The organism is Microbulbifer marinus (genome assembly GCF_900107725.1).
Lineage (GTDB): Bacteria > Pseudomonadota > Gammaproteobacteria > Pseudomonadales > Cellvibrionaceae > Microbulbifer > Microbulbifer marinus.
In genome coordinates, this window is record NZ_FNQO01000001.1 from 1,607,523 (window position 1) to 1,633,257 (window position 25,735).

At 61.2% G+C, this 25,735-nt stretch carries 20 protein-coding genes; 10 read left to right on the forward strand and 10 right to left on the reverse strand.

Going from position 1 to position 25,735, the window contains the following annotated elements; all coding sequences use genetic code 11:
- Window positions 1-2 precede the first annotated feature (2 nt).
- Genes BLW36_RS06930 through arfB form a run of 3 tightly spaced genes read right to left on the reverse strand, consistent with a single transcriptional unit; the run spans window position 3 to window position 1,932 of the window.
- The gene (locus BLW36_RS06930; protein WP_091386434.1) at window positions 3-404 is read right to left on the reverse strand and encodes a GFA family protein; all 402 of its coding nucleotides are present in this window, start codon (window positions 402-404) and stop codon (window positions 3-5) included.
- A complete protein-coding gene (locus tag BLW36_RS06935) occupies window positions 401-1,489 on the reverse strand; it encodes an Ldh family oxidoreductase (RefSeq protein ID WP_091386437.1) in 1,089 nt (362 codons plus the stop codon). Before BLW36_RS06935 ends, BLW36_RS06930 begins: the two co-directional genes overlap by 4 nt.
- A gap of 26 nt (window positions 1,490-1,515) precedes the next feature.
- Window positions 1,516-1,932 (reverse strand): alternative ribosome rescue aminoacyl-tRNA hydrolase ArfB, encoded by a 417-nt coding sequence (gene arfB / locus BLW36_RS06940; RefSeq protein ID WP_091386440.1) that lies wholly within the window; start codon window positions 1,930-1,932, stop codon window positions 1,516-1,518.
- 111 nt (window positions 1,933-2,043) lie between these two features.
- Here arfB and BLW36_RS06945 point away from each other — a divergent pair, with 111 nt between their 5' ends.
- The 3 genes from BLW36_RS06945 to BLW36_RS06955 all read left to right on the forward strand — a co-directional run bounded on the left by BLW36_RS06945 (window position 2,044) and on the right by BLW36_RS06955 (window position 7,320).
- On the forward strand, window positions 2,044-4,029 hold the full coding sequence (locus BLW36_RS06945) for a BCCT family transporter (protein WP_091386442.1): 1,986 nt from the start codon (window positions 2,044-2,046) through the stop codon (window positions 4,027-4,029).
- A 249-nt stretch (window positions 4,030-4,278) separates the two neighbouring features.
- A complete protein-coding gene (locus tag BLW36_RS06950; protein ID WP_091386444.1) occupies window positions 4,279-6,645 on the forward strand; it encodes an autotransporter outer membrane beta-barrel domain-containing protein in 2,367 nt (788 codons plus the stop codon).
- A 141-nt stretch (window positions 6,646-6,786) separates the two neighbouring features.
- Window positions 6,787-7,320 (forward strand): GNAT family N-acetyltransferase, encoded by a 534-nt coding sequence (locus tag BLW36_RS06955; protein WP_244506156.1) that lies wholly within the window; start codon window positions 6,787-6,789, stop codon window positions 7,318-7,320.
- 111 nt (window positions 7,321-7,431) lie between these two features.
- On the opposite strand, the gene BLW36_RS06960 is transcribed toward BLW36_RS06955, so the two are convergent.
- The 3 genes from BLW36_RS06960 to BLW36_RS06970 all read right to left on the reverse strand — a co-directional run bounded on the left by BLW36_RS06960 (window position 7,432) and on the right by BLW36_RS06970 (window position 10,859).
- A complete protein-coding gene (locus tag BLW36_RS06960) occupies window positions 7,432-9,138 on the reverse strand; it encodes a sodium:solute symporter family protein (protein ID WP_091386446.1) in 1,707 nt (568 codons plus the stop codon).
- 9 nt (window positions 9,139-9,147) lie between these two features.
- The gene (locus tag BLW36_RS06965) at window positions 9,148-9,465 is read right to left on the reverse strand and encodes a DUF4212 domain-containing protein (RefSeq protein WP_091386448.1); all 318 of its coding nucleotides are present in this window, start codon (window positions 9,463-9,465) and stop codon (window positions 9,148-9,150) included.
- 77 nt (window positions 9,466-9,542) lie between these two features.
- Complete coding sequence (locus BLW36_RS06970) at window positions 9,543-10,859, reverse strand: DcaP family trimeric outer membrane transporter (RefSeq protein ID WP_211567144.1); 1,317 nt, start codon at window positions 10,857-10,859, stop codon at window positions 9,543-9,545.
- Between the two features lie 219 nt (window positions 10,860-11,078).
- Between BLW36_RS06970 and acs the strand changes: the two genes are divergently transcribed.
- Window positions 11,079-13,037, forward strand: coding sequence for an acetate--CoA ligase (acs, locus tag BLW36_RS06975; RefSeq protein WP_211567145.1), 1,959 nt, complete (start codon window positions 11,079-11,081; stop codon window positions 13,035-13,037).
- 222 nt (window positions 13,038-13,259) lie between these two features.
- Entirely contained in the window at window positions 13,260-13,964 is a 705-nt protein-coding gene (locus tag BLW36_RS06980) for a LuxR C-terminal-related transcriptional regulator (protein WP_091386450.1), read from the forward strand.
- Window positions 13,965-14,123: 159 nt separating this feature from the next.
- Here the strand turns inward: BLW36_RS06980 and BLW36_RS06985 are convergent, their stop codons facing one another.
- Both BLW36_RS06985 and BLW36_RS06990 read right to left on the reverse strand, forming a co-directional pair.
- A complete protein-coding gene (locus tag BLW36_RS06985) occupies window positions 14,124-17,639 on the reverse strand; it encodes a hybrid sensor histidine kinase/response regulator (protein ID WP_091386452.1) in 3,516 nt (1,171 codons plus the stop codon).
- Between the two features lie 70 nt (window positions 17,640-17,709).
- Window positions 17,710-18,162 carry a MarR family winged helix-turn-helix transcriptional regulator gene (locus BLW36_RS06990; RefSeq protein ID WP_170833145.1) on the reverse strand — a complete coding sequence of 151 codons (453 nt, stop codon included), beginning with the start codon at window positions 18,160-18,162 and terminating at the stop codon, window positions 17,710-17,712.
- A 144-nt stretch (window positions 18,163-18,306) separates the two neighbouring features.
- Between BLW36_RS06990 and BLW36_RS06995 the strand changes: the two genes are divergently transcribed.
- From BLW36_RS06995 to BLW36_RS07015, 5 genes are all read left to right on the forward strand, one after another.
- Window positions 18,307-18,945 (forward strand): class I SAM-dependent methyltransferase, encoded by a 639-nt coding sequence (locus BLW36_RS06995; RefSeq protein ID WP_170833146.1) that lies wholly within the window; start codon window positions 18,307-18,309, stop codon window positions 18,943-18,945.
- 9 nt (window positions 18,946-18,954) lie between these two features.
- Entirely contained in the window at window positions 18,955-19,344 is a 390-nt protein-coding gene (locus BLW36_RS07000; RefSeq protein WP_091386458.1) for a hypothetical protein, read from the forward strand.
- Window positions 19,345-19,352: 8 nt separating this feature from the next.
- Window positions 19,353-19,826: a GNAT family N-acetyltransferase gene (locus tag BLW36_RS07005; RefSeq protein ID WP_091386460.1), complete on the forward strand. Its 474-nt coding sequence runs from the start codon at window positions 19,353-19,355 to the stop codon at window positions 19,824-19,826.
- Window positions 19,827-19,909: 83 nt separating this feature from the next.
- Window positions 19,910-20,203, forward strand: coding sequence for a DUF1540 domain-containing protein (locus BLW36_RS07010; protein ID WP_170833147.1), 294 nt, complete (start codon window positions 19,910-19,912; stop codon window positions 20,201-20,203).
- 332 nt (window positions 20,204-20,535) lie between these two features.
- Window positions 20,536-20,829, forward strand: a complete 294-nt coding sequence (locus tag BLW36_RS07015; RefSeq protein ID WP_170833148.1) for a DUF1540 domain-containing protein — start codon at window positions 20,536-20,538, stop codon at window positions 20,827-20,829.
- Between the two features lie 127 nt (window positions 20,830-20,956).
- Here BLW36_RS07015 and BLW36_RS07020 read toward each other — a convergent pair whose 3' ends face one another.
- Both BLW36_RS07020 and BLW36_RS07025 read right to left on the reverse strand, forming a co-directional pair.
- On the reverse strand, window positions 20,957-22,654 hold the full coding sequence (locus tag BLW36_RS07020) for an AMP-binding protein (protein WP_091386462.1): 1,698 nt from the start codon (window positions 22,652-22,654) through the stop codon (window positions 20,957-20,959).
- A gap of 464 nt (window positions 22,655-23,118) precedes the next feature.
- On the reverse strand, window positions 23,119-25,719 hold the full coding sequence (locus BLW36_RS07025) for a glycoside hydrolase family 3 protein (RefSeq protein ID WP_091386465.1): 2,601 nt from the start codon (window positions 25,717-25,719) through the stop codon (window positions 23,119-23,121).
- Window positions 25,720-25,735: the final 16 nt, after the last annotated feature.

The following is a 25,735-nucleotide window of genomic DNA, read 5'->3' on the forward strand; positions in this document are numbered from 1 at the left end:
CGTCACTCCTCGCGATCCGCCGGATGGTTGACGCCGTCATTGACCGGCACCTCGCCGATCGCAAACGGGTTGACGCCCTCCAGGCAGGCGATATTGAAACCGTACTGCGTCGGGTTGGAGCGGCGCTGGTGATGAGTGTAAATACCGCAAGTGCCACAGAAATAATGCTTCGCAGTACCGGTGTTGAACTGGTACAGCCGCAAATGCTCTTCGCCGCAAGTGATCTTGATTCCGCTTAAGGGTACTGAGGCGACGATGGCACCGCGCCGGCGGCACAGGGAGCAATCGCAGCGACGCGGTTCGACAATACCGTCAGGCAACTGCAGTTCAAACTGCACCGCGCCACAGTGGCAGGAAGCCCGGTGCACCGGTTCAATTACCGTCGCGCCAACTTTTCTGATCAAGAATTCCCCTCTTTATCCGCTGCAGTGGTTCTGTCGCACGGCCGCGGCATGGGCACCCCCAGTTTTTCCGCCCAGGGCCTGAGGTCCTCCATGATCGACGGGTACAGTTCGACGCCCTCGCGCAGCTGCTGCGCCCGCGCGGCCCAGGCGCGCTGGCCCGGCACCCGCACCGGCGAGTCGCTGTCGCTGCGGCTGTTTTCCCACAGGTCGCACAGGGTCACCGTCTGGCGCAGGAAGTCCGCGCGGGAACCGAACGCCTGTGGATCGATGATCTGCAGGAACACCGAGTTGGCCTCGTCGTCATCCTTCGCCGCCGTGTCTGCGCGCCCATAGCCGCCGAGCGCCATCGACAGCACTTCCAGCATCGCCGACAGCGCCGCGCCCTTGTAACCGTGATCGGCGCCACCCACCGGCAGGATACTGCCGCCATTTTTGAATGCCGCCGGATCATCGGAAATATTGCCCTCGCTGTCCTTCAGGCACGGCTGCGGCATTTTCCTGCCCTCGCGCTGGGCGCGGGCGACGTAGCCGCCAGCCGTCACCGACATACTGATATCGAACAGCAGTGGGTAGTCGCCGGCAGGCGCGGCAAAGGCGAGTGGATTGGCGGAAAACAGCGGATCCCGACTGCCCTGCGGCGAAACGGTATTTTCCGCCGGTGTCGAGCAGGTCAGTATCGCCACATAACCCGCCTCGACGATCGGCGGCAGGTAGGCGGCCAGGCAGGCGACATGCTGGCTGCGACGGATGGTGGCGGTCACCACGCCGTGCTCCGGCACCCGCTGCAGCGCCTGCTCAATGGCAAGCGTCAGCACCCAGGGGCCCGGTAAAAAGTCGGCATCCCAGTTGAAGCAGTTGCCGCGGTCGGTGAGCAGATGCGGCTCGCCCTCCTTGCGGGACTCGCCGTCCAGTAACCATCCCAGGTTGCTCGCGACACGATTCATGCCATGGGTGGTGAAGCCGAGTAGATCGGCCTGCAAAAACACCTTCGCCATTACCTCTGCTCGCTCGGCGGCGAGGCCGGCGCGCTGAAACATTTCACTGGCGAATTGCTGCAATTCCGCTGCGTCGTAGCGTTTCGACATAGGAACTCCCTGCTCTGAATAGTGTTTCAATGGTCTTTAACTTTGCCGCGCATCGCTTTCACCTGGCCGCGCCGTGTCTTGTGCTGCAGCCGCCTTTCTTTGGCGCCCTTGCTGGGCTTGGTCGGGACGCGCTTTTTTTGCTTCCTGCTGGCCTTTTCCACCAGTAGCCGCAAACGCTCCAGCGCGTCTGCGCGATTCTTTTCCTGGGTGCGAAAGCGCTGCGCCTTGATCACGATCACCCCATCGGCACTGATGCGCTGGTCCTGCATTTTGAGCAGTCGCTCCTTTAACTCGTCCGGCAGCGAGGACGACGCAATATCGAACCGCAGGTGAATGGCGCTGGACACCTTGTTGATGTTCTGGCCGCCAGCGCCCTGGGCGCGTACCGCGTGCATCTCCACCTCGTCCAGTGGAATCGTCAGATTTCTAGAAATTTTCAACATATAAGACTGATTTGTTATGCGATATCCAAATAGCGGCACACATTGTCTATGCTAGGACTGATAGCCGCAAAATTTAACCCATCGCTGCAGCATTCCCAGGCGGTACCCGCGATGACAGAACAAAGTCCCCCCGGCAAGGCCCATTTCGATCCACCGGTGTTCTACATCTCAACAGCGGTATTGTTGCTGCTGGTGGCCTACGCCGTGGTCTTTCCGGAAACCGCCACGGCACAATTCAAGGAGCTACAGGCGGCCATCGTCACCAACATGAGTTGGTACTATGTGCTGGTGGTGGCGATTATCCTGATCAGTGTCATCGTAATCGGGATTTCCAAGTTCGGCGAAGTGAAACTGGGACCGGAGCACTCGGAGCCAGATTACGATTTCTGGTCCTGGTTTGCGATGCTGTTCTCCGCCGGCATGGGGATCGGCCTGCTGTTCTTCGGTGTGGCCGAGCCGGTGATGCATTATCTGCAGCCGCCGGTGGGCGAAACCGGTACCGTAGCCGCAGCGCGCCAGGCAATGGTACTGACCTATTTCCACTGGGGTTTTCACGCCTGGGCTATCTACGCCATTGTGGCGTTAATCCTCGGTTATTTCAGTTACCGTCACAAACTGCCACTCACCCTGCGCTCCGCCCTCTACCCGATGATCGGCGAACGCATCCACGGTCCCATCGGCCACGCGGTAGATATCTTTGCCATTGTCGGCACCGTGTGCGGCGTGGCCACCACATTGGGTTACGGGGTACTGCAAATCAACTCCGGGCTGAATCATTTATTTGGCCTGCCGGTCGGCGTCGAAGCACAGGTGGTGCTGATTGTCGTTACCACCATACTCGCCACCATTTCCGTTGTCCTGGGATTGGACACCGGAATCAAGCGGCTGTCGCAGCTGAATATGACACTGGCGGCGCTTCTTCTGGTCATGGTGTTACTGCTCGGTAGTACCGTTTACCTGCTGCAGGCCTTCGTGCAGAACTTTGGCAGTTACCTGTCGGTGATCGTCAACAAGACGTTCAATCTGTACGCCTACCAACCCACCGACTGGCTCGGCGGCTGGACCATCCTCTATTGGGGCTGGTGGATGTCGTGGTCACCGTTTGTGGGGCTGTTTATCGCGCGCATCTCCCGCGGGCGCACCATTAGGGAGTTCGTCGTGGGCGCCATGATGGTACCGGCCCTGGTAACCCTGCTGTGGATGACGTTCTTTGGCAACTCTGCGATCCATATGATCCTCAACGAGGGGCTGACATCGCTCGGCGAAATTGTCGCCAAGGATCAGTCGGTGGCGTTGTTCCAGTTTCTTGAGCAGTTCCCCTTCTCCAGTGTATTTTCTTTCGTTGCGGTAGTGATGGTGGTGGTGTTTTTCGTCACCTCTGCCGATTCCGGAGCATTGGTCGTGAATATGCTGTCGTCACACGGTCGCGACGACACGCCGCTGTGGCAACGTATTTTCTGGTGCTTCCTGATCGGCGCAGTTGCCATCGCGTTGCTGCTCGCCGGGGGTCTCGGTTCCCTGCAAACGGCGGTCATCGCCAGCGCGCTGCCCTTCTCGGCGATATTGCTGGTGGCCATTTATGGACTGGTCACCGCCCTGCGCGCGGACACAGTGAAACGCATTACCCAGAGTGCGCCGGTATCACCGATCAGTGCGCGCAACCCGGTGGTATGGCAGCGGCGGCTGAAGAATGCGCTGCAACTGCCGTCGCTGGAAGAGGTGCGCGAGTACATTCGCGATATCGGCAAACCCGCTTTGCACGAGTTTGCCGAGGAATTCAAAAAAAACGGCTATACCGCCAAGGTCACCGAGAACCAGAACGAGTGGGTGCAGGTCGAGGTGCTGCAGGGCGAGGAAGTGAGCTTTGTCTATGGGCTACACCCAAAGGCAACTCTCAAGCCCGATGCCGCCAACCCGGATGAGGAACTGGACGACACTCACGACGTCGGCTCGCCGGATATCTATTTCCGTGCCGAAGTCCATCTCTTTGAGGGCGGGCAGGACTACGACGTGATGGGTTGGACCAAGGACCAGCTGCTCACCGATATGGTCTCCCAGTACGAGCGCCACCTGCAGTTTCTCCATACGGTGCGATAGCGCGCCAGAGTCTTCACTCGCTACTCTCCACCGCCGCGTGCAGAGACAGAATTCGTCGCGGCAGAAAGTGACCGACCAGCCAGCCTTGTGTTCACTGACTCCTTTCACTGTCCAAGTCAAATCCGCTAGTATGAACGGATTCCTTGAGGTGCAGGAATAACAACAATAATGACGCGCGCCCCTATCTATCTTTGGCATTCTCAGAAGCTGCCGGCGGGCGCGCGGTGTATCCGCGATTAGGAGAAAACCATGCCCAACGCCAAGCGCAGCCTTGCGGCCGCCATTGCACTCGCATCCCTGAGCAGCACCGCGGCATTCGCCAACGAATCCGCCTTTTCCCAGGTAGTCGCCTTCGGTGACAGCCTGACCGACGTCGGCAATGCCGGCGTATTTACCAGCGGTGGCGAAGACCGTCAGGTGGCCATCAGCCTGATGTCCCAGCAGCTGGGACTCGGCCCGGTAACGCCGTCCTGCGGCGGCATGCAACTGTGCCTGCCCAGTGTCGACCCGAGCCTGAGCGAAGCGGAACTGCTGGCGTCGGCACAGGCCCAGGTACAGGTAGCGCTGTCTAACTCGGGCAACGGCTGGGCCGTCGGCGGTCACCGCGCCGGCGATGTGCTACTGAATATTCTCGGCACCCAGGGTTACTTCAACTATCTAAGCGAGCGCGGTTTGACGCTCGATATCACCGACCACAGTTTTTACAGCGCGCTGCTGCCGGATCCGACTCGCGAAACCAGCACCGGCCTCTATCCCGATCTGGACCTGCTGGGCCTGCTTCTGCAGGGCCCCTCTGTGGTTGCCGAGCTACGTGCGGCGGCAGACAGCTTCAGGGCCGCCGGTGACACCGCCACCGCGGACGCCTACGATGCCCAGGCAGACGGCCTGCAAGCGCAAATCGACGCGGCACCGGGCCAGATCGTTGCCGACTCCGGCATTACCGGCAATCCGCACCCGACCGGCCTCGGCTACCTGGAGACCACCTCCGGCAAGGCCGACCCGAACGCCCTCTACTGGGTCAACGGCGGCGGCAACGATCTGCTGGGCGGCTTCGAAGCGATGGTTACCGGCAACATTACCGAGGCGCAGTTCGGCGAAAATATCGGCATGGCGGCCACGATGCTGGCGGACGCGGCCGGCGCTCTGTCGAACGCCGGTGCCAACTATATCCTGCTGTCCAACGTGCCCGACGTCAGCAAGACCGCCGGCGTCTATGCCAGCACCATGCAGGCGGTGTACAACAGCCCGGAAGCGCAGCAACTTAACGACGCGGTGACCGCCGGCCTGATCACCCAGGAAGAGGCCGACGCGCAGCTGCAGGCGGCGGTCGACGCCACGCTGATGCAGACCAGTGCGGCCAGCGAAGCCTTCAACTCCACCCTGCTCTCCGCCGCCAAGGATATCGACGGCGTGCTGATGGTGGACCAGGCCGGCGTGCTCAAGGTGACCCTGGCCAATGCCGGCGCACTGGGTTTCTCCGCCGAGTTCGACCAGACCACCTTCTGCTACAACGGCAACCAGTGCATCCAGCACCCGGAATACGGCATCGACGGCACCGCGCCGGATGACAGCCAGCTGATCTTCAACGACGCGGTGCACCCGACCCAGGCGGCGCAGCAGATGCTGGCCGATTACTATACCAACGTGGTCAATGCGGCACAGGTCGCCGGCCAGCTGCCGGATGTCGGCGTGCAGGCCGCGCGCACGCACACCAACACGCTGGATGAAAGCCTGCTCGGCGCCCGCTACCGCGAAGCGCAGAGTGGCGTGTTTGTCGGTACCGTGTTCGGCAATACCGACTACGACAGCGCCTTCGCGCCGAATGTCAGTGGCGATAACAGCGGCAACCTGATCGGTGCCACCTATGCGCTGCGCAATAACACGGAGCTGGGCTTCGCCGTCAGCCGCACCGATATCGATGTCGACAACGACCAGGCCGCGGTGGAGTCCACCTCCACCAACTACAGCCTGTTCGGCCGCATGCACTACGATGTATTTTTCGTCGATGCCAGTGCGACCCTGACCGACGTCGACTACGACAACGTCAGCCGCACTTTCGGCCTCGGCAACAACTTCAGCAGCAGCCTCGATGCGACCACCGCCGGTGAAAACCTGTCCCTGAGCATGACCGCCGGTGTGAACATTCTCAGCGGCGCCTCGCAGTTCGGCCCTTTCGCCAATGTCACCCGCGCGACCGTGGATGTGGACGGCTATACCGAGGATGCCATCGACGGCTTCACCTACACCGACCTCAACGGCATCGAGCGCGATCCGTTCGGCATGCACTTCGGCGATCAGGAGCGCCGCTACACCACCATGCGTATCGGTGCCTTCGCCAGCAAGACCTGGGACAACGTCAGCGCCTACGGTCAGGTCTGGTATGAAGACACCACCGGTACCGACAACGACTCGGTCGAAGTGGGTGTGAAGTCCATGGAAGGCAATATGAACGCTATGCCGAGCTACGCCAGCGAAGGCGTCGGCCTGTTTGAGGACGGCGCCGGTGCGATTGTCGGTCTGCGCTGGCAGGCGGCCGACAGCATCGCCGTCAGTGCCAACCTGGCCGCGCGTCCGACTACCGAATCGGGCTCCATCAACGTCAGCTACCGCTTCTAAGCAACCCTCAGTGCGCCCTCACTCCGGGGGGCGCACAACTTTTTCTCCTCGCCGTCCGCCCGATCCGTCCGACTATCTCAGCGGCGCTCGCCAAACTGCCGGTGCGGTTGCAAAATGGTGCCCTTCTTTTTTCGAAGGACAATGACAAACACCATGTTCCAACTGGAAACACCGCAACTGGTGCTGCGCGAACTGACCGAAGAAGATGCACCACTGATGCTCGCGGTACTGAACGATGCCGATTTCCTGCGCAACGTCGGCGATCGCGGGGTGCGCACGGTAGACGATGCCCGCCGCTATATCGTCGACGGCCCCATGGCGATGTATCGCCAGTACGGTTTCGGTATGTACCGAGTGGAACTAAAGGATGGCACCGCCATCGGCCTGTGCGGACTGGTCAAGCGCGACGGCCTCGACGATGTCGATATCGGCTTCGCGTTCCTGCCGGACTTCCGCGGCCAGGGTTACGCACTGGAGGCTGCCGAAGCGGTGATGCAATACGCCCGCGAACAAGTAGCCCTTAAGCGTGTCGTGGCCATTACCCTTCCCGACAATACGCCCTCTGTCCGTCTGCTGGAAAAAATCGGCCTGCAGCCCGAAGGGCGTATCACATTGCCCAACGATGACGACGAGTTGCTGCTAATGGGCTGGAGCGCGACGCCTACAAAAAACTAAGTAAAAAAAGGCGAGCACACTCCTGAGGGAACGAGTGTCTCGCCAAGGATGGTATATCTAGGAGGCAGGCCGGGGCAGGTTTACCCTGCCCTACCCGCAAGCAGTGACAACTCAGTGCGCGCTGGCCTCGCCGGCGCCTTTCGGGAAGCGGATATTGGCCACCATCTCCTGCACATCCTTCGGTGCATCGGAGGTGAAGCGCGCCACAGCGGTTGCAACGGCAAAGTTCAGCAGCATACCCAGGGTACCGATACCCTCCGGCGAGATACCGAACCACCAGTTCTCCGGGGTGTTGGCGGCGGGATTCACGAACTTGAAGTAGATGATATAGGCCGCCGTGAAGGTGATACCGGAAACCATGCCCGCGATGGCGCCTTCCTTGTTCATCCGCTTACTGAAGATACCCAGGATAATGGCGGGGAAGAAGGACGACGCCGCGAGCCCGAACGCGAATGCCACCACCTGCGCGACGAAGCCCGGTGGGTTGATCCCCAGGTAGCCCGCGATACCGATGGCCACCGCCGAGGCGATACGCGCGTAGCGCAGCTCCTGCTTGTCACTGATATGCGGCATCAGGTTGCGCTTCAGCAGGTCGTGCGAGATGGAGGTCGAGATCACCAGCAGCAGGCCCGCCGAAGTCGACAGTGCCGCGGCGACGCCACCGGCAGCCACCAACGCGATCACCCAGGCCGGCAGATCGGCGATTTCCGGGTTGGCCAGCACCATGATATCGCGGTCGATATTCATCTCATTGCGCTCATCGCCGGAATAGAACATCTTGCCGTCGCCGTTCTTGTCCTCCCACGAGATCAGGCCGGTGCTCTCCCAGTTACTGATCCAGCTCGGCGCCTCCTCGTAGGCGGTGCCCTGCGCATCCGGACCGTTGATCGTATCGATCATGTTTACCCGGGCGAAGGTGGCGATGGCCGGAGCAGTGGTATACAGCAGCGCGATAAACAGCAGTGCCCAGCCGGCAGACTTGCGCGCGTCGCGCACCTTGGGCACGGTGAAGAAGCGCACGATCACGTGCGGCAGGCCCGCGGTGCCGACCATCAGTGCTGCGGTAATGAAGAACACATCGATGGTGCTCTTGGTTCCCGAGGTGTATTCGGCGAAGCCAAGCTCCGTCGACAGCCCATCGAGCTTGTCCAGCAGGTAGGTGCCGGAGCCGTCGTTCAGCTCCGCGCCGAAGCCGATCTGTGGGATCACGTGGCCGGTCATCATGATCGAGATGAAGATGGCCGGCACCAGGTAGGCGCAGATCAGTACGCAGTACTGGGCCACCTGGGTGTAGGTAATGCCCTTCATGCCGCCGAGCACCGCGTAGAAGAACACGATCGCCATACCGATGATCACGCCCGCGGTGATGTCCACCTCCAGGAAGCGCGAGAAGACCACGCCGACGCCGCGCATCTGCCCCGCCACATAGGTGAAGCACACGAATACGGCACAGATTACTGCGACGGTGCGCGCGGTATTCGAGTAGTAGCGGTCCCCGATAAACGCCGGCACGGTGAACTTGCCGAACTTGCGCAAGTAGGGTGCCAGGCACAAGGCCAACAACACATAGCCACCGGTCCAGCCCATCAGGTAAACGGCACCGTCGTAACCCATAAAGCTGATCAGGCCAGCCATGGAGATAAACGAGGCCGCCGACATCCAGTCGGCCGCCGTGGCCATGCCATTAGCGACCGGGTTGACGCCGCCACTGGCGACATAGAAATCCCGGGTGGAGCCGGCGCGCGCCCAGATGGCGATGCCGATATACAGGGCGAAGGTCAGCCCCACGATAATGAATGTGAGAGTTTGAATATCCATGACCCGCTCCTAGTGTGTGTATTCTTCTTCGAGGGATTCACCAAGCTCTTGCGGCTCTTCGTGGTCCTCGTGCACGTTGTACCTGCGATCGAGTTTGTTCATCTTGATCACGTACACCACGATCAGCGCCAGGAACACGTAAATGGAACCCTGCTGGGCAAACCAGAAGCCGAGCTTGAAACCGCCGAGGCGAATTGCATTGAGCTCATCGACCAGCAGGACGCCGCAGCCGAAGGACACGGCGAACCAGATCACCAGCAGTGTCAGCATCAGACGCAGGTTTTCCTTCCAGTAATCGTCCGCGTGTTGTTCGCTTTCGAAACCCATCTTTCTATCTCCCAAAAATATTATTAAGAGTTATTGTCCGATTATGAGAGCACCCTGACGGGCGCCCCGGGGAGTTGCTAGAACACATACTTTACCGAAAACTGCAGCCGCTGCAGCTCTCCCTCATCGTCGGCCAAAGTACCACTGAGGTTTTCGATCTCCTTGCTGGCGAGAATATATTCGCCACCCAGGGTCATTTTCGGGATCGGCGAATAGAGCAGGTTCAGTTGCATACTCTGGTAAGCCGCGGCGGTGGTGTCGGAGACGCTGTCCGGGTTGTCGGCCTTGGAGGCGGACAGCACCAGGTTGCTGCGCCACTCATCGCTCCAGAAATGGCGCAGGGCGATAAAGCCGCCGCTCTGCTCGATCAACTCAATATCACCGTCCGCCTCGATAATACCGGCGCGGTAGCCGTTAAGGCCCATATAGCGACCGAGCGCGTTGCCGGAACTCAGCATAAAGCGGATATCGTCGCGGCCCAGCTGGTATTTGCCGGACACGCTGATTGCATAACCGCGCATCGACTCGTTGTCGGCGCCGCTGTCATAGGCCAGCTCGCGACTCATCGACGCCACCGAGTAACTGAAATCGCCGGCGCTGTTGTTGTAGCGCAAAACCAGGTCCGGCGTGCCGCTGTCGTCGTAGGGGTTCTCGCTGCCGTTGTACAGGGTCGTGGCCGGGTTTTCCGCGGCCAGCTGCAAGCTGCCGCTGCCGATTTTGCGCGTGTAGCGCAGTTGCGGCTGGCGCTCGAAAATGGTGCCGACGGGGCCGACGAAGTCCATACCCTCCGGCAGCGCCCCCACATTGAAGAAGGTCGACCAGGTCTGGCCCGCGAGCAGGCTGTTGCGGCCATCCATCTGCCAGTCCACATAGGCATGGCGCAGCCGCTGGGCGTAGGAGTTGCTGATGCGCTCGTCGCCCTGGCCGCTGGCCATCGCATCGATTTCCAGGTGCGTATTGACCTGGCCACCGGCTACCGCGGTGCGGCTCTTGATGAACAGGCGCGACGACTTGGCGTGGGAGTGGAAGCTGCTATCACCACCCTCGCCGCCAACCGGTATCGTGGACGGCACCAGGAAATCCTCACCGATGCCGGCGGTGGCGGCATTGCCGTCGGAATATTCGCTGAACATACTGTCCAGTTTCATAAAGCCGCCGATCTCGATCTGCGTGCCCTGTGGTTGCTGCGGTGGCTCAGGGTTATCCACCACCGCGCGGCGCTGCTGCGCCGCCTCGGCGGCAAGTTTGTCCACCTGCGCCTGCAGCTCCTCGATACGCAGCTGCAGTTCCTCTGTACTGGTCTGTGCTGCCGCAGACAGCGGCACCAGGTTGATCATCATCGCTGAAAACAGGCCCGCCGCTGTGCGGGCAGATTTTATTCTTGTAAGCGACATAAGCTCCCTCCGAGCGTGATTTGTCGAAATACTGCTTTGCCGCTGACGATAAAAGCCTGTTGGCGATCACTTGGGTATTAACCATTGGTCTAAATCCGCCGCTCTTTCGACCAATGTCTAAGGACCCATTTCTTCTGTTTCGACGTTTGTCTAATACGCCCGGCCGCGGGGATATGCAGAATGCGAAAGACAAGAACTGGCAAGATGATGAGGCCCACCGTGTCTGAGCAAACCCTCTACCCCGTACCGCAGCACTACGCCGAGCAAACCCTGCTGAACGAAGAGGAATACTTCGAGCTGTACAACCGATCCGTCGAGGACAGCGAGGGCTTCTGGCGCGAACAGGGCCAGCGGCTCGACTGGATCAAGCCCTATACTCAGGTCAAGGACGTCTCCTTCGCCAGGGACGACCTGCATATCCGCTGGTACGCCGACGGCAGCCTGAACGTCGCCGCCAACTGCCTCGACCGCCACCTGGCCGAACACGGCGACAGCACTGCCATCCTGTGGGTCGGCGACGAACCCGGCGTGTCGCGGGAGATCAGCTACCGCGAACTGCACGCGGACGTCTGCCGCTTCGCCAACGGCCTCAAGTCGCTCGGCGTACAGAAGGGCGATGTGGTCACCATCTACATGCCGATGATTCCGGAAGCGGCCGTGGCCATGCTGGCCTGCGCGCGTATCGGCGCGATTCACTCGGTGGTATTCGCCGGGTTTTCCCCGGAGGCCCTGGCCGGCCGTATGGACGACGGCAAGTCGCGCGTACTGATCACCGCCAATGCCGGTGTGCGCGGCGGCCGCTCGGTGGTACTGAAGGAGAACGTCGACAAGGCGGTCGCGCTGTGCTGTGAGACCACCGTGGACAAGGTGGTCGTCGTGAACTACACCAGCGACAAGGTCGCCTGGAACCCGGAGCGGGACTGCGACTACGGCGAGCTGGTGGCACAACAGAGCGACGACTGCCCGGCGGAGGCGATGAACGCGGAGGATCCGCTGTTCATCCTGTACACGTCCGGCTCCACCGGCAAACCCAAGGGCGTGCTGCACACCAGCGGCGGCTACCTCACCTATGCCTCCCTGACCCACGAATACGTGTTCGACTACCGCCACGGCGAGCGCTACTGGTGCGCCGCCGATATCGGCTGGGTCACCGGCCACTCGTATATCCTCTACGGCCCACTGGCGAACGGCGCCACCACCGTGATGTACGAGGGTGTACCGAACTACCCGGACGTGACCCGCGTGGCGCAGATCATCGACGAACACAAAATCGACATTCTGTATATCGCGCCGACGGCCATTCGCGCACTGATGGCCGAGGGCGACAAGCCTGTGGCGGGAGCCGATCTGTCCAGCCTGCGCCTGCTCGGTACCGTCGGCGAGCCGATCAATCCGGAGGCGTGGAAGTGGTATCACCGCACCTTCGGTCGCGGCCGCTGCCCGATCGTCGACACCTGGTGGCAGACCGAAACCGGTGCCGCCATGCTGACGCCGCTGCCCGGCGCCACGGCGCTGAAACCCGGCTCCGCCACCCGTCCCTTCTTCGGCGTGCAGCCGGCGCTGGTGGACAACGACGGCAACATCCTCGACGGCGCCGCCGAGGGCAACCTGGTGCTGCTGGACAGCTGGCCCGGCCAGATGCGCACGGTGTTCGGCGATCACCAGCGCTTTATCGATACCTACTTCAGCACCTTCGACGGTATGTACTTCACCGGCGACGGCGCCCGCCGCGATGCCGACGGCTACTACTGGATCACCGGGCGTGTGGACGATGTGCTGAACGTGTCCGGCCACCGTATGGGCACCGCCGAACTGGAGAGTGCGCTGGTCGCCCACCAGGCGGTTGCCGAGGCGGCAGTGGTGGGTTACCCGCACGATATCAAGGGCCAAGGTATCTACGTCTACGTGACCCTGAACAGCGACCTGGAACCCAGCGAGGAGATGCGCCGGCAACTGCGCGACTGGCTGCGCGCCGAGATTGGCCCCATCGCCACGCCGGACGTGATCCAGTGGGCGCCGGGCCTGCCAAAGACCCGTTCAGGCAAGATCATGCGCCGTATCCTGCGCAAGATCGCCGCCGACGAGTGCGACCAGCTCGGCGATATCTCCACCCTGGCGGACCCGTCAGTGGTGCGGCAACTGATCGACAATCACGCCGAGCTGACCCAGAGCGCCTGATTGGAAAATGCCGGGTGTTGCGGCGCACCCGGCTGCTTGTATTCGCAGTAGCGGTATCGCCAGTGAACGGCGGTACCGCTTTGCCGTTTTCGATAGACAGAAACAATAACAACAGCTCACAGTATCGGCGTACACTGATAAGAATATAATGTGTGTACGCACTCACTCTCGCCGGCGGATCTGCGTGGGGCGAGACCCATTGATGATGAGGGAGCGATAACCATGCACGCCAATACTAATAAAGCAGTGCAAAAGTTCATTATCGCCGACGACCACCCGCTGTTTCGCAGTGCCCTGCGCCAGTCCATTACCCAGGCATTCCCGGATGCCGAGCTGTACGAGGCAGAGGATATGGACAGCCTGCAGCGCTGCGTGGCCGCCCACGGCGATTGCGATCTGCTGTTGCTGGATCTGCACATGCCCGGCGCACGCGGGTTCAGCGGCCTGATTTTTGTCAGCGGCCAGTACCCACAACTACCGGTGATGGTGGTGTCCGCGAACGAGAAACCGGAAGTAATGTGCCGCGCGATCGACTACGGCGCCTGCGGTTTCCTGCCCAAGTCCGCACCGGTCGAGACGATCACCACCGCCCTGCAGCAGGCGCTGGCCGGCGAGATCTGGCTGCCGCAGGGCGTGGCCGAGCAGGGTGCGGCGGACTCCTCCGATCTGGCCGTGGCCGATGTGGTGGCATCGCTGACGCCGCAGCAGTTCCGCGTCGCCACCATGCTCGCGGAAGGGCTGCTGAACAAGCAGATCGCCTACGAGATGAATGTCACCGAGGCCACCGTCAAGGCACACCTGACGGCGCTGTTCCGCAAGCTGAACGTCAACTCGCGCACTCAGGCGGCTCTGGCGCTCGGCAGCCTGGATATCGAACCGCCCGGACAGTTCACGCCGCCGCCGAAGCACGCGCCGGCGCACGCCTGAATCTCATATAGGAAAATCGGGAAACTCTCTACCTCGATGCGAAGGTCATGCTGCCGGAGGAGCTTTGCGGGACTGTCCGCGAGAGGGATCTCGCGGACAAGCCCCCAGGGATGGGTTCACGGCGAGTCCCGCAAAGCTCCTCCGGCAGCAGGGCCGCCCCTATAATTCAACTACTGCTGTAGTCCGCCGCGCCAGCCGCCGCACCAGGTTGCGCAGCGCCGCCGGCTTGACCGGCTTGGACAGGTAGAAACATCCGCGTGCGGCAGCCGCGTCGCGCACCTGCTCGGAAATATCCGCGCTGATCAGAATGCCCGGCAGGGGCTGTCCCCAGCGGTGATTCAGTCCGTCCAGTGCGGCGACCCCCGTCTCGTTGCAGTCGAGGTGGTAATCGACGATCACCAGTTGCGGCGGCTGCTCACTGGGCCAGGTGGCCAGTGACTCCTGCAGTGACCGCGCCGCCGTTACCCGGCAGCCCCACCCGCTCAGCAGGCTCTGCATGCCGCGCAGAATCGATTCCTCGTTGTCGATACACAGCACCCGGATCCCTGCCATATCGGCACCGGCAGGTTGCGGCTGCGGCGGCACCCGCTCGGCCCGCACCGCCACCCCCAAGGGCACCCGAATAGAGAACATGGCGCCGCGCCCCGGAGTCGACTGCACCGCGATCGGGTGCTGCAGCAGGTCCGCACTGCGCTTGGCGATCGCCAGCCCCAGCCCCAGGCCCTTGTCGGATGAGCGTTCCGCGGAGGTCAGGCGCACAAACTCGTCAAAAATCTGCGCCTGTGCCTCCGGAGCAATGCCGGGACCGGTATCCCAGACCTGGATCTCCAGCTCCTGTCCAAACTCCCCGCCGCGCCGCCGTGCGCCGAGGAGCACCTTGCCGCGGCTGGTGTAGTGCAACGCGTTGCTGAGGAAATTCTGCAATATCCGCCGCAGCAGGTGGCGATCGCTGTGCACCCACAGACTGCTGGGGCGGTAGCGCAATTGCAGGCCGCGGCTGGCGGCGATGGCCTGGAACTCCACCGTCAGCGCATCCAGCAGCTCGCCGACCGGGAAATGCTCCCGCTTGGGTGTCAGGTTGCCGCCGTCCAGGCGGCTGATCTCGCGCAGCGCGCCAATCAAATGCTCGGCAGTATTGAGCGCGCTGTCGATGTGGCCGATATCCTCTAAAGTTTCGTCCCAGTCGCTGCGCGCCGCCTTCTGCTGGGCCGAGGCGATAAACAGGCGCGCGGCATTGATCGGTTGCAGCAGATCGTGACTGGTATGGGCGAGGAAGCGGCTCTTGGCCGCATGGAGTTCGCGCATCTGCCCTTCCACTTCGGCACGGCGACGGTTCTCCGCCTGCAGCGCCTCATTGCTCTGCAGCAGTTCCGCGGTGCGCTGTTCCACCCGCTCTTCCAGAGTACGCTGGTTTTCCTCCAGGGCATCCACCGCTGCACGGTAGTCGCTGATATCGGTAAAGGTGGTGACAAAGCCGCCGCCGGGCATCGGCGTGCCACGCACCTCGACGATGCTGCCATTTGGTAGCCGGCGCTCGAAGCGGTGCGCACTGCCGTGGCGCAGCAGCTCCAGGCGCCGCTGGACCTCCGCTTGCAGATCGGCGTTCTCGCCGTAGAGGCCCCTCTCGGCGTTGTGGTGGTACAACTTTTCCACCGGGCAGCCGATATAGAGCAGGCGCTCCGGGTAGTCGAACAGTTCGATATAGTGCTGGTTCCAGGCCACCAGGCGCAGGTCCGCGTCCACCACGCTGATGCCCTGGCTGATGGTCTCCACCGTGGTCTGCAGCAGCTCCTGCGAAAAGCGCAGCTTCTGTGAAGTGCCATCCACCAGCCGCGCAATATCTTCCAGCTGGAACGGACGGTTGCTCCGCAACAGGTCGATCACCTGGTGGGCAGTGGCCGAGCCGATAATGCCGGCGAGAATGCTCTCCGCCTCCTGCACGGCAAAGCGCGGCGCCGCGTCGTCTGCAAGCAGGCGCTGCTGGCTGCGCCGCTCGAAACCGTTCCAGATCTGTTCCGATCGTTTGCGCCCGACAAACGGCTGCACCAGGCTCTTCAGCTGGCCGACCTTGATCGAGGTCAGCTCCAGGTCGACACCGGCATCCAGCTCCGACAGTTCGACAAAGGCCTGCGCCTGGCGGCGGTCGCGCTCCTGCGCCCGACACAGCAGGGATACGGATACAAACAACGCCACATTGGCCAGCAGGCTCCAGAAAACACCGTGGCTGAGCGGATCCAGTCCGCCGAGACCGAACAGCTGCTCCGGCCGCAGCCAGGCCAGCCCGAACAATCCTTCCGTGAGCAATGGGTGCTGCGGATAGACCGCCGGCAGCACCAGGCAGTAGAACCAGAGGCCGTAGCCGGCCACCAGCCCGGCGAGCACGCCGAGGCGGTGCGCCCGGCGCCAGTAGAGGGCGCCGACCAGCGCCGGCGCCAGCTGCGCGGCGGCGGCGAACGACAGTAGACCGATGGAGGCCAGCGGCGCGACCCCGGTAATGGCGCGGTGCATGCCCCATCCCAGCATCAGCAGCAGCAGAATGCTGAGGCGGCGGATCAGGCGCAGGTGGTTACCGAGCGACGCCGCCGACAGCGGGGTAAAGCGGCTCAGGAACAGCCACAGCGGCGCCACCAGCTCGTTGGAAATCATCACCGCCAGGGTTACCGCGGCGACGATCACCATGCCGGTGGCCGCGGAGAAGCCGCCGATATAGGCGAGCAGGGTCAGGGCATCATTGCCGCTGGCCATCGGCAGTGTCAGCACCAGGCCATCCGGATCCAGCAGCCCCTGCGCCAGCATCGGCTGCCCGGCGAGGGCGATGGGCAGGATCAATAGCGAAAAGAGCCCCAGGTACAGCGGCAGCAGCCAGCGCGCAGTGCGCAGGTCGCGCTGATCCTGGAATTCGACCACCGCCATGTGGAACTGGCGCGGCAGGCAGATAATGGCCACAGTGGCCAGCAGGGTCTGGGTCAGGAAGTTGGCATCGGGGATCAACGGATCCAGGTGCAGCGCGGTGGCGCCATGGGGCTCGCCCCCGATCATCAGCCAGACAGCCAGCGCGGCCACGGCGGCAAAGGCGAGGAGCTTGACTACCGACTCCAGCGCAATGGCGGCTACTACCCCGCGGTTGCGCTCGCGCCCTTCGAGGTGGCGGGTGCCGAACAGCATCGCGAACACCCCCATCAGCAGCGCGGTGGCGAAGGCCGTATCCAGGCTAGTAAAGCTGGCGGACCCCGGCGCCGCGCCAACGGTATCCCAGGCCATAGCCACCGCGCGCAGCTGCAACGCGATGTACGGCAGGCTGCCGACAATCGCCAGCAGCGTCACCAGCGCCGACAGGCCCTGGCTCTTGCCGTAGCGGGAGCCGATAAAATCGGCGATGGAAGTCACCTTCTGGCGTTCACTCACCAGCATCAGCTTGCGCAGGAAAGCACCGCCGAACAGGAACAGCAGCATCGGCCCGAGGTAGATCGGCAGGTAACTCCAGGTACTGGTCACCGACTGGCCGACGGCGCCGAAGAAAGTCCAGGAGCTGCAATAGACCGCCAGTGTCAGCGCATAGATGATCGGGCGGTAGCGCAGCAGCCACTGTTTGCGGTGCTCGGCGCGCCAGGCCACCACGAACAGCAGCGCCACGTACAGCAGGGCAAAAAACAGCAGGTAGGGCTTAGCGATCATTGAGTCACTCCGCGCATTGGTTGACGCGTAAGTGATCTTTATACCCGATGCAACCTGCCGCAGCTATTCGCTATTGGTCGGCACAGACTTTGTCCAGTATCCGTTCAAGTGCCCGGTACTCGTCCGGATCCAGCCGCTCGGCGATGGAATTTGCCAGCGCCGAGTAGACCGACTCCCGCGTGCGCAGAAACAGCTCCCTACCCTGCTCGGTCAGCAGGATATGCTGCGCCCTCGCATCGTAGCGGCAGGTGACCCGCCGTATCAGGCCGCGTTTCTCCAGCTTGTTGACCATTACACTGGCCGACGACTTCTGCACCTGCATTTCCGCCGCCAGGGCGGAAAGGTGGCTGCTGTCGTCGTGCTCGCCGCTGCCCGGCTCAGGCCTGCCGCTCTCGGCGATGTACACGCACAGCAGGTATTCGAATTCATTGCTGCTCAGCCCCTCCCGCCGGTCGCCGGCCGCCTGATTCCAGGCCTGGGACAGAATGCGTTGCAGGTTCATCAGGGATCTGTCCAGGCTCATCAGGGCTCCGACCATCTAGTTAGAAAGGCTAACCAGTATAGAGGCGCGCCCTTTCGGGTCAATGCCACGCCATATACATAGTTTGACAAACTAACTATTTAACCCGTAAAGTTAGCAAAGCTAACTAATTGTATGGAACCTGTCATGAGCAAAACCGATACGAATCACAGCAGTTGTGAAAGAGGAACCTGGGACAGGGAGACCGCCGACTGGTATGTGACGCGCTGGGGCGAGCATCCGCTGCACGGCGCCGTCCCGAAACTTTGCCGGCTTTCGGATGGAGAGCGAGTGCTGGATATCGGCTGCGGCAGTGGCACTGTGGTGCGCGAAATCGCCGCTTGCCTGTCTGCCGGCGAAGTGCTCGGCATAGACCCGACGCCGCGCATGATCGAGTTAGCCCGGAAGAAAAGCCGTGGCCTGGAATTCCCGGTGCCGGTTCGTTTTGTCGAGACCGCGGCAGAGCGGCTGCCCTGCCCCGCCCGAAGCTGTGATCTGGTGCTAGCGATCAACTCCCTGCACCACTGGCAGGATGTGGCAGCCGGCCTGGCAGAGGTACAGCGGGTACTCAAGCCAAGCGGCCGCTTCGTCGTTATCGACGATCTGTGGGAGGAAATCCAGCGGCATATCCGCGATCACCACCCGGAGGCGCAGCGGGACGGCCACCCGCACTGGCTGTCGCCGGAAACTATTACCGAAACCCTGGCGGCCGCCGGCTTCTCCTGTACCTCGCGCGAATACCGCGCGACGGAGATCGCCGTCTCTATCATTACCGCACACCCCTAGGAGGCAAGAATGAACTTCACACTGGCGCTGATGGGCCTGTCCACCTATATCCTGATCTGGGAAAAGCTGCCCTACTGGGGCAACTGGTTCAACCGCATTGTAGAGGCCCTGCCCGGCCCCCTGGCTTACCTGTATCAGGCCTGGCACTGCCCTTTCTGCTTCGGTTTCTGGATTGCGCTGGCACTGCACGCAGTAACCGGCATCCAGACGGTAGAGGCACTCGCGAGCATGCCCGCCTATATCGGCGCCGCCGGTCCGGTTGTGGCCTGGTTCCTCGATGCACTGGCTACAGCGACGCTGATCCTGTTTGGCAAGTTGTGTTTCGATGCCATCGCCGGCCCGGCTATCCACGGCTACCAGATGACCGTGAAATTTCGCCAGGGCAATACTTGGGAGTGACTTATCCAATGTCGCAACAGCAATGGTCGATTCGCAAAGCGACGCTAGCGGACGCTGAGGGGCTGAAAGACTGTATGGTGAGGGCTTACTCCATCTACCAGCACAAGCTTCACGGGAAGCGGCTGCCGCCGATAGATGCCGACTACCGGGAAGAGATCGCCTCGTTTCCGACCTGGGTAGCGGAAATAGGCGACGAAATTGTCGGCGGAATCACCCTGGTTCCTGATCGAGGCTATATGACCCTAGCCAATATAGCCGTGAGCCCCGAGCACCAGAGCATGGGATTGGGAAAAGGTTTGCTGGCATTTGCCGAAGCGGAAGCGCGGCGACGCGGCTTTTCGCTGATGCGTCTGGCAACCCACCGGCTGCTGATTGAGGTCGCCACCTTTTATCGGCACCTGGGCTGGAATGAATGCGGTCGCGATGCCGACAGGATCTATATGCAGAAAGCCATTCCGGTGTCAGGCCATTCCGATCAGTAGAGAATGCAGCACCTCGATTGACAAGCCTGCAAGCTGAACTAGGCTCGAACGTAAAAGATCCCCACCCCCGAGAGAACTCCGTCATGATTATTGCCACCGACATGCCCGAAGTCGCCAAATGTGTTGTCAGCCAGTGCGCCTACAACGCCGATGACGGCTGCCACGCGCGTGCCATCACCATCGGCGAGGGCGCCGCCCCGGACTGCGATACTTTCTTCGACAATGACAAGCACACCCACAGCAGCCGCACCGCGGGGGTGGGTGCCTGCAAGATAGAGGACTGCGCCCACAACGACGATTTTGAGTGCACCGCCGACAGTATCCAGGTAGGTGCCAGTGGCGGCTCGGTAGACTGCCAGACCTATACCAAGCACTGAATTGCAGGCCTCTTCCCACTGATCAATCCTTGCCGAGTATTCGGTTCTGCACTTTTGAGCGAGGCCGGCTTCGCCGGCTCGCGTGCGGGCAGCGGCGCAATTGACAAGCGGTTTGGCTGAACTAGTCTGCTATTTACCTACCGCTGAAATAGATCATCCCTGATCTATTTCAGCGTCACCTGCAAATTACTGGCACAGATACGCGGATCTGCTGGCAATTCGCAGGCTCGCGCCGGCTATCGCCGGCGACGGCACATCCCTGTGCCGCACCCTTGACCCGTCGATAGTTTTCGCCGGGTTAGCAGCAGCCAGATCCGCTTACGAGGTCCGCGATGATTATTGCCACCGACATGCCGGAAGTCGCCCGCTGCACCGTATCCAAGTGCGCCTACAACACCGACGACAGCTGCCACGCCCGCGCCATCACCATCGGCGACGGCGACAATCCCGGTTGCGACACCTATTTCGCCAATTCCACCCACACGCGCAGTAAACGCTCGGCGGGTGTCGGCGCCTGCAAGGTGGATTCCTGTGATTTCAATGATGACTTCGAGTGTTCGGCCAACGGCATTCAGGTCGGTCGCCAGGGCGATTCGGTGAAATGCATGACCTGCAGCTGCCATTAGCAACCATTACCGGCTGTTAACTAGCGGGCCTGCGCCAGCCTTTTCTTTTTGCGTTTAAGGAACACGGCGCATCACCGGCGTTACGGGTGCAGCCGCTCGGCGCCCCGGGGAAACTGGCCCGGTGTGATCAGGTTTCGGCAACATCTCCCCACGCCAGCTCGCCCTGCTCCCATACGACTCCGCCCTGCTGCTGATAGCGCTCGATCCACGGTCGGTAGCGCGCCTCGACGAGCTTGCGCTTGATCTTCAGCGTTGGTGTGGCCAGATCGTTCTGCGGCGTCCAGTCGTGTGCAGTAACAAATATTGCGCGCAGCCGCTCGTGGGGTGGCAACTGTTCGTTGACGGTGTCGAGTACCTGCGCGAGCTCGGCGTTGACTTTATCCGGGTCCTGTTTGCGCCCCAATTCCGACAGGTTCGCCAGCATGACCGGCTGATCCATCCCGTGGCCAAGCACACAGACTTGTCCGAGAAGCGCCACCTCGCCGAATCGGTTCTCCAGCGTGGCCGGCTGCACGAATTTCCCCTTGCTGGTCTTGAAGGTATCCGACAGGCGCCCGGTAATATGCAGCAGGCCGTCGTCGTCAATGAAACCTGCGTCACCGGTGTGGTAAAAGCCATCGCGAATGACTTCGGCCGTTTTTTCCGGCTCTAGGTAATAGCCCTTCATCAGCGCATCGCTCTTGAACAGAATCTCCCCCTCCTCGGAGATCTTCACCTGGCAATCCCAGAATGGCTTGCCCACGGTACCGGGTACCGGTGTTTCCCCCATATGCGTATTACAGCCGTAGATAAAGTTTTCCGTCATGCCGTAGCCATCCGCCACCATCATGCCCATGCGGTGATACCACTTCTGTAAATCCACGGAAATGGGCGACGCGCCGGTGACCAGCATGCGTGCCTGATCCAGTCCCAGCCCCTGCTGCACCTTGCGCTTGAACCAACTGTTAAGCCCGGGAATCCGCAGCAGCGTGCGCTGCAGCGACGGTGAAATCTTGGCGTCGATCCCCTCCTTGAACTTGGCCCACAATCGCGGCACGGAGAAAAACATCGTCGGGCGAGCGCGTTGCAGGTCCTCGAGAAAGGTCTCCATCGACTCCGGGAAATGCACCGGGGTGCCCGAATAGAGGCTGTGGAACTCAACCACGATACGTTCGGCCGCGTGGGCCAGCGGCAGATAGGAGAAGAAGCGATCCGTCTCGTCGTAACCGTAGCCGCGCACCATATTCGGCACGGCAAAGGTGATCGCCGACCAGGTATGCATGACCCCTTTCGGATTACCGGTGGTGCCCGAGGTGTACATGATGGTGAACACCTTATCCTCAGGGAAAAGGGGGCTTTCGGGATACGGGCTGTGCGACTCGAGTAAAACTTCCAGCGTGCTATCACACTCAATTTCGCAGCGCTGAATGGCGACCGTCGGCAGTCGCCCCGCGACTTGGCTCAGAGCGCTATTGTCATCACTGGCACCACAGAAAAGCAGCTTGCTGTCGGAGTGCTCGAGCACATACTCCATGGAGCTCGCCGACTGGCCCGGGTATAAGGGCACGCTCACCATTCCGGCGAGCATGATGCCGATATCCACGATGATCCAGTCCGCACAATTTTTTGCGTGAATTGCAATGCGATCACCTGGTTCAAACCGTTCGCGCAGAAAGCTGGCGATGCGCCGCACGCGATCCATTACATCCCCCCAAGTGTACTCGCGCCACTCGCGCTGCACCATCTGGCGCAGGTAGACCTCACCAGCCTGCTCCCGCTCCCGCTGGTAGAGAAGCTCCAGTGGCTGCTTGCCTGCCACAAGCCGGTACTTTTGCTCTGGGGTCATGGTATTTGCCTCGCGCTAGCCTTTTATTATGCGTGTGACCTCAATTTTGAATGGCTGCAAAATGCTGCAGAGCCAACAACAGATTACTCTCTCCTTTTGCAGACAGACCAGCTCCACGACGTGTTTTGGCGCGTTTTTCACCCGCTCTACCAGTGACTGAGTCACTGGCTTCCAACGAAGACTCTTTTAAGGCAGGGATGCGCGGCAAGTAGGAGTGAGGAAGGTATTAAAATAAAGGAAATAAAAGCTCGGCCAGACGGGTTCAAGTTGGACCGGCTGCTCGTCGGAACCACCAGCCAGGGCGCCCGCATATGTAGTGAAAGTATTAGTGCTTTTTATTTTCTCTCCGCGGCTGTACGGGTCAGCAGCGCGCTGCCCGCCCTTCTTTTCAACTTCTAAAACACAATGCCCGGGCAGGTGCCCGGGCATTGGGATAGGTCAGTTCATGATCGCCGCCGCGGGACTCAGCCCTCGCAGCGCATCGCGGCCTTGTCGGCGGCTTTGGGCACGTACTTGATGTTAGCAACCGCCAGCGACAGCTGTCCCCCGGTGCTCAGTGCCAGCGCGTTGGATACGCGACTGAAGTCGGCGCCTTTGTCAACGAAGCACTGCAGGTCGATGGAGAGCTTCGACCACTTGCCGGTCTCAAGGGACTGCAGGGTACTCTGCAGCGGCAGTTCGGCGGAGCAGTCGTCGCCACAGGCAATGATCGCGCTGACAGGTTGTTGAGGCTTGCTGTCCACGCGGACGTCGAAGGACAGGGCGGCGCCCTCTTTCAGGTAGCGGCTCAGGTCCTGCGGTATTTCCGCGACCAGCATTACGCTGCCGTCGCGCAGGCCTTTCCACTCGATCTTACGGGCGTCCTCCTGCGACTCCATGTCGATGGAAGCCACGGTGATATTGGCATCTTCCCCGCTAGTGGCGCGGTTACCGGTCACGGCCACCGGTGCCTGTCCCTTTTCTGCGATTTGCAGCTGCCAGGGAGCGCGGGGGCGTGATACCAGCATCCACGCATCTTCCAGAGCGCCGTCACTATAAGTTTCACCGTCTTCCGTCAGCTGGTTGCTCACCAGGGATTCATCCCCCGACTGCAGACCATAGCCAAGCTGGAACAGTGGCTCATAATCGTCGTGGTAAGGGTTGAGTACGGTTTGATGCACGTAATGCGGCCAGCTGAATGGCAGGGTGCCGGTGAAGTCGTAGCGCATCTCACCATTGGCACCAGTGAACAGCACATCTGCTACACCAGCGCCTTCGGAACCGGGCAACCAGGCGGCGACGAATGCATCAGACGCGTTCATTTCCCTGTTCACCCACAGCGGGCGGCCCGACAGGAAAACGCTGACTACCGGAACACCTTGCTCACGCAGCTTCTTCAGCAGTGCAAGGTCAGTCTTGGTGGTCTGCTGGTATTCCAGGCTGGACAGATCGCCGTGCCACTCCGCATAGGGCTCTTCGCCAAACACCACGATAGCGACATCGGGCTTCCGGCCGTTGGCAAAGCTGTCATTATTGAATTCGCCCTGCTCACTCAGCACGGCCTCACCGCCGGCAGATTTTACAACCTCCTCGATACCCTCGTAGATGGAAGTTGCCCCGGGGAAATCTGCACGGGTGTTACCAGTACCCTGCCAGGAAACCGTCCAACCGCCGGTCTGTTGTGAAAGATTGTCGGCACCATCACCGGCAACGAGCACGTTCTGCTTCGGTTTCAGGGGCAGCAGGTTGTCATTGTTTTTCAACAATACGAGGGACTTGCGCACTGCCTCGCGTGCCAGCGCGCGGTGGTCGTCATTGCCTAGAATACCGTCCTTACCAGCCAGTGGGCGCTGGTGTTCGAACAGGCCCGCGCGGATTTTTACGCGCAGGATACGACGCACCGCGTCATCGATGCGCGTCATCGGAATTTCACCGCTCTGCACCTGAGCCAGGGTGTTTTTGTACAGTTCTTTCCAGTCCGACGGCACCATGAACATATCGAGACCGGCATTGATAGCCGCAGCACAACTGTCCACGGTGCACCCGGGCACGAACTGGTGGCCGTTCCAGTCACCAACCACGAAGCCGTCAAAACCCAGGCGCTCTTTCAGCACATCATTGAGCAGGTATTCGTGGCCGTGTAGACGATCGCCGTTCCAGCTGTTGAACGATGCCATCACCGTTTGCACGCCGGCGGGAAGCGCACCGAAGTAGCCGGCGGCATGCACTTCGGCCAGCTCTTTCTCCGGCACCAGGTTGTCCCCGCGGTCGATGCCGCGCATGGTGCCACCGTCACCGACAAAGTGCTTGGCAGTGGCGACAAGGTTCTCACCGCGCAGGAAGTCATCGTCATCCTTTTCGCCCTGCAGCCCCTTTACCATCGCTTCTGCATAGGCCTTCACGACTGCTGGATCTTCTGAGTAGCTCTCGTAGGTGCGCCCCCAGCGATCATCACGGACCACCGCCACGGTGGGCGCAAAGGTCCAGTCGACCCCAGTCACTGCCACTTCCCGCGCAGTCGCCTCCCCGATACGGCGAATCAGCTCCGGATCGCGCGCAGCGCCAAGGCCGATATTGTGCGGATAAAGAGTGGCCCCAATGATATTGTTATGCCCGTGTACCGCATCACTGCCCCAGATAATGGGAATGGCCACACCGCCATCGGAGGTATCCATAGAGGCTGCAAAGAAAGCCTCGGAAAGCGCCAGCCAATCCTGCGGCGTGGCGAACTTGTTGTTGTCCGGGTAGCTGCCACCGCCATTCAGGACAGAGCCAAGGTGATACTCCTTCACATCTTCCGGCGTGACATACTTGATCTCAGCCTGAATCATCTGGCCGACTTTTTCCTCCAGTGACATCTTGACCATGAGATCACCGATTCGCGCCTCGAGCTCAGGATCTTTCGCCAGTGCAGGTTTCAGTTGCGGCCATACGGAAATATCCCCTTCCACTGCTGCCATCTTCTCAGCAGCTCCTCCGTCTGCATGGGATACTGCGGCGCCGTTGGCTTGCTGTTCGCCCTCGCAACCGCCGAGGAGAACACCACAGAGCAAAGCCGCTACGGTGTATTTCTTTCTAAGAGGCATAGAGATACTCCTTGTA